Source organism: Escherichia sp. TC-EC600-tetX4 (assembly GCF_019356055.1).
In the GTDB taxonomy this organism is placed as follows: domain Bacteria; phylum Pseudomonadota; class Gammaproteobacteria; order Enterobacterales; family Enterobacteriaceae.
In genome coordinates, this window is the sequence record NZ_CP079924.1 from 3,504,736 (window position 1) to 3,517,462 (window position 12,727).

At 51.5% G+C, this 12,727-nt stretch carries 12 protein-coding genes and 1 pseudogene; 11 read left to right on the plus strand and 2 right to left on the minus strand.

Going from position 1 to position 12,727, the window contains the following annotated elements:
- The first annotated feature begins 32 nt into the window (after nt 1-32).
- The 10 genes and pseudogenes from KXD89_RS17045 (at nt 33) to yahM (ending at nt 9,757) form a co-directional block, all read left to right on the plus strand.
- The gene (locus KXD89_RS17045; RefSeq protein ID WP_001310582.1) at nt 33-896 is read left to right on the plus strand and encodes a DUF2877 domain-containing protein; all 864 of its coding nucleotides are present in this window, start codon (nt 33-35) and stop codon (nt 894-896) included.
- Nucleotides 886-2,433, plus strand: coding sequence for an acyl-CoA synthetase FdrA (fdrA, locus tag KXD89_RS17050; protein WP_000111836.1), 1,548 nt, complete (start codon nt 886-888; stop codon nt 2,431-2,433). Before KXD89_RS17045 ends, fdrA begins: the two co-directional genes overlap by 11 nt.
- On the plus strand, nt 2,433-3,851 hold the full coding sequence (locus KXD89_RS17055) for a DUF1116 domain-containing protein (RefSeq protein ID WP_000083429.1): 1,419 nt from the start codon (nt 2,433-2,435) through the stop codon (nt 3,849-3,851). Before fdrA ends, KXD89_RS17055 begins: the two co-directional genes overlap by 1 nt.
- A 25-nt stretch (nt 3,852-3,876) precedes the next feature.
- Nucleotides 3,877-4,197 carry a protein YahH gene (yahH, locus tag KXD89_RS17060; RefSeq protein WP_001360107.1) on the plus strand — a complete coding sequence of 107 codons (321 nt, stop codon included), beginning with the start codon at nt 3,877-3,879 and terminating at the stop codon, nt 4,195-4,197.
- Between the two features lie 75 nt (nt 4,198-4,272).
- Nucleotides 4,273-5,223 carry a carbamate kinase family protein gene (locus tag KXD89_RS17065; RefSeq protein WP_000661672.1) on the plus strand — a complete coding sequence of 317 codons (951 nt, stop codon included), beginning with the start codon at nt 4,273-4,275 and terminating at the stop codon, nt 5,221-5,223.
- A gap of 9 nt (nt 5,224-5,232) precedes the next feature.
- Complete coding sequence (locus KXD89_RS17070; protein ID WP_001698048.1) at nt 5,233-6,615, plus strand: amidohydrolase family protein; 1,383 nt, start codon at nt 5,233-5,235, stop codon at nt 6,613-6,615.
- 215 nt (nt 6,616-6,830) lie between these two features.
- Nucleotides 6,831-6,905: pseudogene (locus KXD89_RS22335) on the plus strand (hypothetical protein); the annotation flags it as partial.
- A gap of 86 nt (nt 6,906-6,991) precedes the next feature.
- Nucleotides 6,992-8,041: an NADPH-dependent aldehyde reductase YahK gene (gene yahK, locus KXD89_RS17075; RefSeq protein WP_000692754.1), complete on the plus strand. Its 1,050-nt coding sequence runs from the start codon at nt 6,992-6,994 to the stop codon at nt 8,039-8,041.
- Nucleotides 8,042-8,283: 242 nt separating this feature from the next.
- Nucleotides 8,284-9,099, plus strand: a complete 816-nt coding sequence (gene yahL / locus KXD89_RS17080) for a protein YahL (RefSeq protein WP_001301260.1) — start codon at nt 8,284-8,286, stop codon at nt 9,097-9,099.
- A gap of 412 nt (nt 9,100-9,511) precedes the next feature.
- A complete protein-coding gene (gene yahM / locus KXD89_RS17085) occupies nt 9,512-9,757 on the plus strand; it encodes a protein YahM (RefSeq protein ID WP_000290616.1) in 246 nt (81 codons plus the stop codon).
- A gap of 16 nt (nt 9,758-9,773) precedes the next feature.
- Here yahM and KXD89_RS17090 read toward each other — a convergent pair whose 3' ends face one another.
- Nucleotides 9,774-10,445: a LysE family transporter gene (locus KXD89_RS17090; RefSeq protein ID WP_000983410.1), complete on the minus strand. Its 672-nt coding sequence runs from the start codon at nt 10,443-10,445 to the stop codon at nt 9,774-9,776.
- Between the two features lie 146 nt (nt 10,446-10,591).
- On the opposite strand from KXD89_RS17090, the gene yahO reads away from it, so the two are divergent.
- Nucleotides 10,592-10,867: a DUF1471 family periplasmic protein YahO gene (gene yahO, locus KXD89_RS17095; RefSeq protein ID WP_000691956.1), complete on the plus strand. Its 276-nt coding sequence runs from the start codon at nt 10,592-10,594 to the stop codon at nt 10,865-10,867.
- Between the two features lie 97 nt (nt 10,868-10,964).
- Here yahO and prpR read toward each other — a convergent pair whose 3' ends face one another.
- A complete protein-coding gene (prpR, locus tag KXD89_RS17100) occupies nt 10,965-12,551 on the minus strand; it encodes a propionate catabolism operon regulatory protein PrpR (RefSeq protein WP_000941041.1) in 1,587 nt (528 codons plus the stop codon).
- Nucleotides 12,552-12,727: the final 176 nt, after the last annotated feature.

Here is a 12,727-nt window from a genome sequence, read left to right on the forward strand (position 1 = left end):
GGCTTGCTATCAACACACCAGAAAGACGGTGTGTGTGGGCGCTAACTGCGGATGCGGATTTTCTGGCGCAGCGGGGGCAAGGACAGGTTGAACAGGTCTTTGCCAGAGCGGTAAATATCGCACTCCCGGCTCGCCAGCAGTTGCTGACGCTGCTTTGTGAAGAGTACGACAATGCGCCAAACAGTTGTCGGTTGGCACTCACTCACTTTGATGATCTGTTCCGGCATGGTGATAAGGTTCAGTTTGACGATCAAGGTATTACGGTTGGTCAACATCTTCATATAGAGATGAGTCGTTGTCGGCGTTGGCTGTCCCCAACCTTGCAAATGACCGCTGTGAATTTTCACCTTATCGCCTGGCTACAGTGGCACGACATTATTCATCAGCACCTGGGGGAAAATGAAACCCTGTTTAATTATCGCGGCGATAATCCGTTTTATCAGGCGTTAAATAAAGAATTACATATTAAACGACGGGCAGTTATTCAGGCCGTAAACGATAAACAAAATATCGCCTCAGCGGTCGCCAGTATGATGGGGTTAGGGATTGGCCTTACGCCATCAGCCGACGATTATTTAACAGGTCTGGCGCTTATTTTATTTATTCCCGGGCATCCGGCGGAAAAATACAAAGAGGAATTTTATCTCGGTCTGCAACGCGGCAAAAATAATACCACATTATTAAGTGCCATAACGCTGGAAGCCGCATTACAACAACGCTGCCGGGAAAATATTCATCGTTTTATTCACAACATTATTTATGACATCCCTGGGAACGCAACTCAGGCAATAGAAAAAATTAAACATATTGGCTCCAGTTCCGGCTGCGACATGCTGTATGGCATGGCCGATGGTTGTGCGCTGAGCCAAACCTACGGAGGGAATTATGTCAGTTAAAATAGTCATTAAACCGAATACCTATTTTGATTCTGTCTCGCTGATGTCTATCTCCACGCGTGCAAATAAACTCGACGGCGTCGAGCAGGCATTTGTGGCGATGGCGACCGAAATGAATAAAGGCGTGCTGAAGAATTTAGGACTGCTGACGCCGGAGCTGGAGCAGGCGAAAAACGGCGACCTGATGATTGTCATCAATGGTAAATCGGGTGCGGACAACGAGCAGTTACTGGTGGAGATTGAAGAACTGTTCAACACCAAAGCGCAAAGCGGCTCGCACGAGGCGCGTTACGCCACTATTGGCAGCGCCAAAAAGCATATCCCGGAAAGTAACCTGGCGGTGATTTCGGTCAACGGTCTGTTTGCCGCTCGCGAAGCGCGTCAGGCGCTGCAAAACGATCTCAACGTGATGCTGTTTTCCGATAACGTCTCAGTTGAAGATGAACTGGCGCTCAAGCAACTGGCCCACGAAAAAGGGCTGCTGATGATGGGGCCAGACTGTGGCACGGCGATTATCAACGGCGCGGCGCTCTGTTTTGGTAACGCCGTGCGTCGCGGCAACATCGGTATTGTTGGCGCATCCGGCACCGGCAGTCAGGAGTTGAGCGTCCGCATTCATGAATTTGGCGGCGGCGTTTCGCAACTGATTGGCACCGGCGGGCGCGACCTGAGCGAGAAAATCGGCGGCCTGATGATGCTCGACGCCATCGGGATGCTGGAAAACGATCCGCAAACTGAAATCATTGCGCTTATCTCCAAACCGCCTGCGCCTGCGGTGGCCCGCAAAGTGCTGGAACGTGCGCGCGCCTGCCGCAAGCCGGTGGTCGTCTGCTTCCTCGATCGTGGCGAAACGCCAGTGGATGAGCAGGGGCTACAGTTTGCCCGCGGCACCAAAGAGGCAGCGCTAAAAGCGGTGATGCTCTCCGGCGTGAAACAGGAAAATCTCGACCTGCATACGCTTAACCAGCCGTTGATTGCGGATGTGCGTGCGCGTCTGCAACCGCAGCAGAAATACATTCGTGGCCTGTTCTGCGGCGGCACGCTGTGCGACGAAACCATGTTCGCGGTGATGGAAAAACATGGCGATGTCTACAGCAACATTCAGCCCGATCCGGAATTCCGCCTGAAAGATATCAACCGCAGCATCAAACACACCTTCCTCGACTTTGGCGATGACGACTTCACCAATGGCAAGCCGCACCCGATGATTGACCCCACCAACCGCATCAGTCGCTTGATCGAAGAGGCGCGCGATCCAGAAGTGGCGGTGATCGTGATGGATTTTGTGCTCGGATTTGGATCGCATGAAGATCCGGTCGGCTCCACCATCGAGACGATCAAAGAAGCGAAAGCGATCGCCGCTGCCGAAGGACGCGAGTTGATCATTCTCGCCTATGTGCTGGGTACCGATCTTGATACGCCATCGTTAGAACAACAAAGCCAGATGCTGCTTGATGCCGGAGTGATTCTGGCGAGCAGCAGCACCAATACCGGATTGCTGGCGCGTGAATTTATCTGCAAAGGGGAGGAAGCCTGATGAGCCAGTCACTGTTTAGCCAACCATTGAACGTTATTAACGTCGGCATCGCCATGTTTAGCGATGACCTGAAAAAGCAGCATGTAGAAGTGACTCAACTCGACTGGACGCCGCCGGGGCAGGGCAATATGCAGGTGGTGCAGGCGCTGGATAACATTGCCGATTCGCCGCTGGCGGACAAAATCGCCGCCGCTAACCAGCAGGCGCTGGAGCGTATTATCCAGTCGCATCCGGTGCTGATTGGTTTTGATCAGGCGATTAACGTGGTGCCGGGCATGACGGCGAAAACCATTCTTCACGCCGGGCCGCCGATCACCTGGGAAAAAATGTGCGGCGCGATGAAAGGCGCGGTCACCGGAGCGCTGGTGTTCGAAGGACTGGCGAAAGATCTCGACGAGGCGGCTGAACTGGCGGCTTCCGGGGAGATCACCTTCTCGCCGTGTCACGAGCACGACTGCGTGGGATCGATGGCGGGTGTTACCTCGGCCTCGATGTTTATGCACATCGTAAAAAACAAAACCTACGGCAACATCGCTTATACCAACATGAGCGAGCAGATGGCGAAGATTTTGCGTATGGGCGCTAACGACCAGAGCGTGATTGACCGCCTGAACTGGATGCGTGATGTGCAGGGACCAATACTGCGCGACGCGATGAAAATTATCGGCGAAATCGATCTGCGCTTAATGCTGGCGCAGGCGCTGCATATGGGCGATGAGTGCCATAACCGCAATAACGCCGGGACGACACTGCTGATTCAGGCGCTGACGCCGGGGATTATTCAGGCGGGTTATTCCGTCGAGCAACAGCGCGAAGTGTTTGAGTTTGTCGCCAGCAGCGACTACTTCTCCGGCCCGACGTGGATGGCGATGTGTAAAGCGGCGATGGATGCGGCGCATGGCATCGAATACAGCACCGTGGTCACCACCATGGCGCGTAACGGCGTCGAGTTCGGCCTGCGGGTCAGCGGCCTGCCGGGGCAATGGTTTACCGGCCCGGCGCAGCAGGTGATCGGCCCGATGTTTGCCGGTTATAAGCCGGAAGATTCGGGGCTGGATATCGGCGACAGCGCCATCACCGAAACCTACGGTATTGGCGGATTTGCTATGGCGACCGCGCCCGCTATCGTCGCGCTGGTGGGCGGCACGGTGGAAGAAGCTATTGATTTCTCCCGTCAGATGCGCGAAATCACCCTCGGTGAAAACCCCAACGTCACCATTCCGCTGCTCGGTTTTATGGGCGTGCCGTCGGCAATCGACATCACCCGCGTGGGTAGCAGCGGCATTCTGCCGGTGATCAACACCGCCATCGCCCATAAAGATGCGGGCGTCGGCATGATTGGCGCGGGCATTGTGCATCCACCTTTTGCCTGCTTCGAGAAAGCCATTCTTGGCTGGTGCGAACGTTACGGCGTCTGACCTACATGTTCATGCCGGATGCGGCGTGAACGCCTTATCCGGCCTACGAATGGCGCAAGAATCTGTAGGCCTGATAAGCGTAGCGCATCAGGCATTTGTCACCATTGCCGGATGCGGCGTGAACGCCTTATCCGGCCTACGAATGGCGCAAGAATCTGTAGGCCTGATAAGCGTAGCGCATCAGGCATTTGCCACCACTGCCGGATGCGGCGTGGACGCCTTATCCGGCCTACGAGTGGCGCGAGAATCTGTAGGCCTGATAAGCGTAGCGCATCAGGCATTTGTCACCATTGCCGGATGCGGCGTGAACGCCTTATCCGGCCTACGAGTGGCGCGAGAATTGTAGGCCTGATAAGCGTAGCGCATCAGGCAGTCTGGCGTTGGTCATAACCCCATCACCCTCTGTAGCGGACATAACAACATGAAAGAGCTTGTGGTCGTTGCCATTGGTGGCAACAGCATTATCAAAGATAACGCCAGCCAGTCGATTGAGCATCAGGCGGAGGCGGTGAAAGCCGTCGCCGATACGGTGCTGGAAATGCTGGCTTCCGATTACGACATTGTGCTGACCCACGGCAACGGGCCGCAGGTCGGGCTGGATTTACGCCGTGCGGAGATTGCCCACAAGCGCGAAGGGCTGCCCTTAACGCCGCTGGCGAACTGTGTGGCAGATACGCAGGGCGGCATCGGCTATCTGATCCAACAGGCGCTGAATAACCGGCTGGCGCGTCACGGCGAGAAGAAAGCCGTCACCGTGGTGACTCAGGTGGAAGTGGATAAAAACGATCCAGGTTTTGCCCATCCCACCAAGCCCATCGGCGCATTCTTTAGTGACAGCCAGCGTGACGAATTACAAAAGGCAAACCCTGACTGGTGTTTTGTTGAAGATGCCGGGCGGGGCTATCGCCGCGTGGTCGCCTCGCCGGAACCGAAACGTATTGTCGAAGCACCTGCCATTAAAGCGCTGATCCAACAAGGTTTTGTCGTAATTGGCGCGGGCGGCGGTGGAATTCCGGTAGTGCGTACTGACGCGGGAGATTACCAAAGCGTGGACGCGGTTATCGACAAAGATCTCTCTACCGCGCTGCTGGCCCGTGAAATTCACGCCGACATTCTTGTGATCACCACTGGCGTCGAAAAAGTGTGTATTCACTTTGGCAAACCGCAGCAGCAGGCGCTCGATCGGGTGGATATTGCCACCATGACCCGCTATATGCAGGAAGGGCATTTCCCGCCCGGCAGCATGTTGCCAAAAATCATCGCCAGCCTGACATTTTTAGAACAAGGCGGCAAAGAAGTGATTATCACCACGCCGGAATGCCTGCCTGCGGCGCTGCGCGGCGAAACGGGCACTCATATTATTAAAACGTAAGGACGTAAGATGAAAGAAAGCAATAGCCGCCGTGAATTTCTGAGCCAGAGCGGTAAGATGGTCATCGCCGCCGCGCTGTTTGGTACCTCTGTGCCGCTCGCCCATGCGGCGGTAGCTGGCACCCTAAACTGCGAAGCGAACAACACCATGAAAATCACTGACCCGCATTACTATCTCGATAACGTGCTGCTGGAAACCGGTTTTGACTACGAAAATGGCGTGGCGGTGCAGACCCGCACGGCGCGCCAGACCGTGGAGATTCAGGACGGCAAAATTGTCGCCCTGCGCGAGAACAAGCTGCATCCGGACGCCACGCTGCCGCACTATGACGCTGGCGGTAAGCTGATGCTGCCCACCACCCGCGACATGCATATTCATCTCGACAAAACCTTTTACGGCGGGCCGTGGCGCTCGCTCAATCGTCCGGCAGGCACCACCATCCAGGACATGATCAAACTCGAGCAGAAAATGCTGCCGGAACTGCAACCGTACACTCAGGAGCGGGCAGAAAAACTGATTGATTTATTGCAGTCGAAAGGCACCACCATTGCCCGCAGCCACTGCAATATCGAACCGGTTTCCGGCCTGAAAAATCTGCAAAATTTGCAGGCGGTGCTGGCGCGACGTCAGGCGGGCTTTGAGTGTGAAATCGTCGCCTTCCCGCAGCACGGTTTGCTGCTGTCGAAATCTGAACCTTTAATGCGTGAAGCGATGCAGGCGGGGGCGCATTACGTCGGCGGCCTGGACCCGACCAGTGTTGATGGCGCGATGGAAAAATCCCTCGACACCATGTTCCAGATTGCGCTGGACTACGACAAAGGCGTCGATATTCACCTGCACGAAACCACTCCGGCAGGCGTGGCAGCCATCAATTATATGGTTGAAACGGTAGAGAAAACGCCACAGCTGAAGGGCAAGCTGACCATCAGTCACGCCTTTGCGCTGGCAACGCTCAACGAGCAACAGGTAGATGAACTGGCGAACCGGATGGTGGTGCAACAAATTTCTATCGCCTCGACGGTGCCGATTGGCACGCTGCATATGCCGCTCAAACAGTTGCACGACAAAGGCGTAAAAGTGATGACTGGCACTGACAGCGTTATCGACCACTGGTCGCCTTATGGTCTGGGCGACATGCTGGAAAAAGCCAATCTGTACGCGCAGCTCTATATTCGTCCTAACGAACAGAACCTCTCCCGCTCGCTGTTTTTAGCCACTGGCGATGTATTGCCGCTGAATGAAAAAGGCGAGCGTGTATGGCCAAAAGCGCAGGATGACGCCAGCTTTGTGCTGGTGGACGCCTCCTGTTCCGCCGAGGCGGTGGCGCGTATCTCGCCGAGAACCGCAACGTTCCATAAAGGGCAACTGGTGTGGGGGAGTGTGGCAGGTTGATGCGCATTTGAAACGCCTGCAACGGTGAATAGTAAGAGATTTAAGCCCCAGGGAGTGGGGCAATCTGAATATGAGTGTGTCGGCAGAAATGGACATTATCTTTGAGGAATATGCCCTTATTGACGTTGTGTAGATAACTATTTGTCTACGTGAAAAGATCATCAGTTTTGCCGATTTTAGTCTTTTACAGATAGCAAATATCACACTTACAGGCGCTCGCCTTATGGGGAACGTTGCTGCTCTGTTTCATTCAGGCTCGCGGCATGTTGGGGCTGGATCGGGTGGTTTAAATATTGGCTATATTCAATGGACGCGTTTTGCCGCGATGACATATCAGGCGTTGCCAAATACACATAGCTAATCAGGAGTAAACACAATGAAGATCAAAGCTGTTGGTGCATATTCCGCTAAACAACCACTTGAACCGATGGATATCACCCGGCGTGAACCGGGACCGAATGATGTCAAAATCGAAATCGCTTACTGTGGCGTTTGCCATTCCGATCTCCACCAGGTCCGTTCCGAGTGGGCGGGGACGGTTTACCCCTGCGTGCCGGGTCATGAAATTGTGGGGCGTGTGGTAGCCGTTGGTGATCAGGTAGAAAAATATGCGCCGGGCGATCTGGTCGGTGTCGGCTGCATTGTCGACAGTTGTAAACATTGCGAAGAGTGTGAAGACGGGTTGGAAAACTACTGTGATCACATGACCGGCACCTATAACTCGCCGACGCCGGACGAACCGGGCCATACTCTGGGCGGCTACTCACAACAGATCGTCGTTCATGAGCGATATGTTCTGCGTATTCGTCACCCGCAAGAGCAGCTGGCGGCGGTGGCTCCTTTGTTGTGTGCAGGGATCACCACGTATTCGCCGCTACGTCACTGGCAGGCCGGGCCGGGTAAAAAAGTGGGCGTGGTCGGCATCGGCGGTCTGGGACATATGGGGATTAAGCTGGCCCACGCGATGGGGGCACATGTGGTGGCATTTACCACTTCTGAGGCAAAACGCGAAGCGGCAAAAGCCCTGGGGGCCGATGAAGTTGTTAACTCACGCAATGCCGATGAGATGGCGGCTCATCTGAAGAGTTTCGATTTCATTTTGAATACAGTAGCTGCGCCACATAATCTCGACGATTTTACCACCTTGCTGAAGCGTGATGGCACCATGACGCTGGTTGGTGCGCCTGCGACACCGCATAAATCGCCGGAAGTTTTCAACCTGATCATGAAACGCCGTGCGATAGCCGGTTCTATGATTGGCGGCATTCCAGAAACTCAGGAGATGCTCGATTTTTGCGCCGAACATGGCATCGTGGCTGATATAGAGATGATTCGGGCCGATCAAATTAATGAAGCCTATGAGCGAATGCTGCGCGGTGATGTGAAATATCGTTTTGTTATCGATAATCGCACACTAACAGACTGAAAAAATTAATAAATACCCTGTGGTTTAACATATTAACTTCGCTCTCCACTTAACTTTTTAGTTAAGGAGAGCGAAATAATATCAAAGTAGCAGTAAAACCTATAACGTAAATTTAAATTGTTAAATTAACGCCCTCCAGTACACAATACTTCACACGTTAGTTATGAGCGATTTCTGATAGTGCCTGGTTTAATCAGAGCTTTATTATCTGCGACGTTTATTTTTATTTAAGAGAGATCGCGATGATATCATTAAAAGCTCCGCACAATAATTTGATGCCATATACGCAACAAAGCATACTTAATACGGTTAAAAACAATCAGTTACCAGAGGATATCAAAAGCTCCCTGGTTTCCTGTGTCGATATATTCAAGGTTTTGATTAAACAATATTATGATTATCCTTATGATTGTCGTGATGATTTAGTCGATGACGACAAACTCATTCATCTCATGGCTGCCGTACGAGACTGTGAGTGGTCAGACGATAACGCACTCACCATAAATGTGCAGTTTAATGATTTCCCTGGATTTTATGACTGGATGGATTACCCTGATCACCCGGTTAAGTTTGTTTTTCACATACTTGAAAATCAAAAAGGGACAGTTTGGGTATATGACCAGGATGATGCGTTTCTTGATATTAAAGCAAACGTGCAGGCTGGACGCTTTACCGGGCTTAAGAAATTAGTGCAGTTTATCGATTCAGTGCGAACAGATTGCAAATGTATTCTTCTTGAATACCATATGCCTTTGCTGAGAATTTTCCCTAAAGGGAAAGAGTGTATGCATGTGGAAAAATGGCTTCGCGAAATGTCGTCTATTCCGGAGACAGACGCGCCCATTAAGCAGGCGCTTGCGCATGGATTATTATTACACTTAAAAAATATCTACCCTGTTTTTCCTGAATCACTGGTGATGTTATTGCTCTCTGTTCTGGACGTAAAAACATACAGAGATGATGCGCGATTAAATGAATGGATATCTAATAGAGTGCAGGAATTAGGTGACAGATATTATCCTGTAAATAAGCACGTTAAAATCCGCTACACTCTTTAGTTCAGAAAGGGTTCCACCTGCAAGTTGTTATTCCACCTGAGAGTGAATCGCAATGCAGGTAATCATTTCATCTGTATATCTGTATGCCAACTGGCATTCCATCTCTTTTTTCGCCGATATTTTGTTGTGATCGGCGACACTTCGCTTAAAAAAGCACCAGTAGTGGTTTCGCAGCCATGCGGTGTATAAAAAATGATCTCATGCAGATGTTTTGTGAATGTGTTGGTTGACATTCATATGAAAAAAATCATAATTCCATCATGTTTGTGTGGGGTCTTTTCTGTATCTTACGCATCGCACTCAAGCCTGACAGAAAATATGCTGTAAGGCTCATATCAAAAACCGCCATTAGCTCATCAGGAAGAGCAGACGACAACCAGGATTGTTGTATGGTACGGGGTTCGAGGCCTCGATGGCGGTCCAACTTTTCAAAACTCTTCTGAATCAGATCCCCTTATTATCATCCCTGCAAAGTGGAACATTGCCATTGTTTGGCTATTCAGGATGGGGCAGACCAATGAAAAAAGCCCACACAGGGGAGAGTGGGCTGAAATGGGAAGCTAAAGACTCAAGTAAACTTATCGGAAATAAGGACCACGCATTACGGGGGCTATCATCGCCGATGGCCGTGATTCGGCAAATCAGGTTGATTACGTAGAGAGTAAATTATCTGCTCACCGCTGCGTCACCCCTTCGTAAATCAGGCGTAGCGCGAATACACCAATAATTGCACCAATAACCCGACTGGCAACGCGTTGCATACGCCCATAAGCACGACGCACAGCGGGCAAAGAAAACGCCTGACTAAGAAAAACTCGCCAGATAATTGATGCGAGCACAATCCCCGCCCAGGCCATTAAACGTGCCCATGTTGGTGTTTCGGCATTTAATGTTACTGAGAAAATACTGATAAAAAATAAAACGGTTTGCGGGTTAGAGAGATCGGTAATTAATCCGCGGCGAAAAAAGACATACCAGGGGGCGCTAATCGGTTGTTGTAGTGTGCTCATTTGCGGTGTTGACTGGCGGCGCATGCTGCACCACGCAAACCATAAGAGATAAGCGCCGCCGACGATTCTGATAAGCGAAAAAATCTCCTCACACTGCGTAATTAGCGTTGCAAGACCAAACAAACCCAACCCGGAATAAAATGCATCGCCCAGCGCCACGCCCAGCCCGGTCAGCACCCCTGCGCGTCGACCGGAAGCCAGGCTGGTTTGTACTACCACAAAGAGATTGGCTCCCGGATTAAAAAAAGTAATCACGAACAGTCCTACGGTCAGGTAAACGGCATGCAAAGGATCCATAGTGATTTCATCCATAAATAAGTGAACTAACTGCATCATATTTCTACCAAAAATAATCGGGTGCGAGAGAGATCACAAAGTGTCTTATTTCCGGTTACTGGCGTTTATGCCCTGACTGAACTAATTATTAATCAACCCAATAATGTGGGTGGGTGATAGTGTGATAACAACTCTGGAGCCGTAATATGAAAATAATCTCTAAAATGTTAGTCGGTGCGTTAGCGTTAGCCGTTACCAATGTCTATGCCGCTGAATTGATGACCAAAGCGGAATTTGAAAAAGTTGAATCGCAGTATGAAAAAATAGGTGATATTTCAACCAGCAATGAAATGTCGACTGCAGATGCAAAAGAAGATTTGATCAAAAAAGCGGATGAAAAAGGGGCTGATGTGTTGGTACTGACCTCCGGTCAAACTGACAATAAGATCCACGGCACGGCAAATATTTATAAGAAGAAGTAATTCTGAATCCTATGTAAACATCTCCGATGCGTAAGTTTATCGGTGATCATCTATTGAAATTTATGCCGGATAAAGCGTTCGCGCTGCATTCGGCAGTTCAGCTTTTCAGCCGCCGCCAGAACGTCGTCCGGCTGATGCCTAAATAATTCGCCGCTGCTGTTTTATCGCCATTAAATTTCTCCAGTGCCTGTTGTGGTGTCAGTAAGCGTGGAGCGGGAGTTTTCGCCGACTCGCGCGCCAGTTCCGGCAGTAGCAGTTGCATAAACTGCGGCGTTAAATCCGGCGTCGGTTCCACACTTAAAAACAGCGCCAGTCGTTCCATCATATTGCGCAGTTCACGAATATTGCCTGGCCAGTCGTAGTGCAGCAGCACAGTTTCACTTGCCTGTAACCCCTGGCGTAATGCAGCAGAAAATGGGGCGGAGAGCGCCGCCAGAGACACTTTCAAAAAGCTTTCCGCCAGCGGAAGAATATCCGCCACCCGCTCGCGCAGTGGTGGCAATTGCAGACGCAAAATACTCAGCCGATAAAACAGATCACGGCGAAAACGTCCTTGCTGCATATCTTCTTCCAGATTGCAGTGAGTGGCGCTAATGACCCGTACATCTACCGGAACAGGCTGATGCCCGCCGACGCGGGTGACCTCTTTTTCTTCCAGCACCCGCAGCAGCCGGGTCTGCAAAGGTAGCGGCATTTCGCCAATCTCATCCAGAAACAGCGTACCGCCGTGGGCAATTTCGAACAGCCCGGCGCGACCTCCGCGTCGCGAGCCGGTAAACGCCCCTTCCTCATAGCCAAACAGTTCTGCTTCCAGCAGCGATTCGGCAATCGCCCCGCAGTTGACGGCAACAAACGGATGCGACTTTTTGCCCTGTCGCGCATCGTGGCGGGCAAAATATTCCCGATGAATCGCCTGGGCCGCCAGCTCTTTGCCCGTCCCCGTTTCCCCCTCAATCAACACCGCCGCACTGGAGCGGGCATACAGCAAAATAGTCTGCCGTACTTGTTCCATCTGTGGTGATTGACCGAGCATATCGCCCAGCACGTAACGAGTACGCAGGGCGTTGCGGGTGGCATCGTGAGTGTTATGGCGTAACGACATGCGCGTCATATCCAGCGCATCGCTGAACGCCTGGCGCACGGTGGCGGCGGAATAGATAAAAATTCCGGTCATTCCGGCTTCTTCTGCCAAATCGGTAATCAGCCCTGCGCCGACCACCGCTTCGGTGCCGTTAGCTTTTAGCTCGTTAATCTGCCCGCGTGCGTCTTCCTCGGTAATGTAGCTACGTTGGTCGAGGCGCAAATTAAAGGTTTTTTGAAACGCCACCAGCGCTGGAATGGTTTCCTGATAGGTGACAACGCCGATAGAAGAGGTGAGTTTTCCGGCTTTTGCCAGTGCCTGTAACACATCGTAGCCGCTCGGTTTAATCAAAATAACTGGCACTGACAGGCGGCTTTTCAGGTACGCGCCGTTAGAGCCAGCCGCGATGATGGCGTCACAGCGTTCGTTTGCCAGTTTCTTGCGGATGTAGGTCACTGCTTTTTCAAAGCCAAGCTGAATAGGGGTAATGTTCGCCAGGTGATCAAACTCGAGGCTGATATCGCGAAACAGCTCGAACAGGCGCGTTACAGATACCGTCCAGATAACCGGTTTGTCGTCATTAAGCCGTGGTGGATGTGCCATAGCGCACCGCAAAGTTAAGAAACCGAATATTGGGTTTAGTCTTGTTTCATAATTGTTGCAATGAAACGCGGTGAAACATTGCCTGAAACGTTAACTGAAACGCATATTTGCGGATTAGTTCATGACTTTATCTCTAACAAATTGAAATTAAACATTTAATTTTATTAAGGCAATTG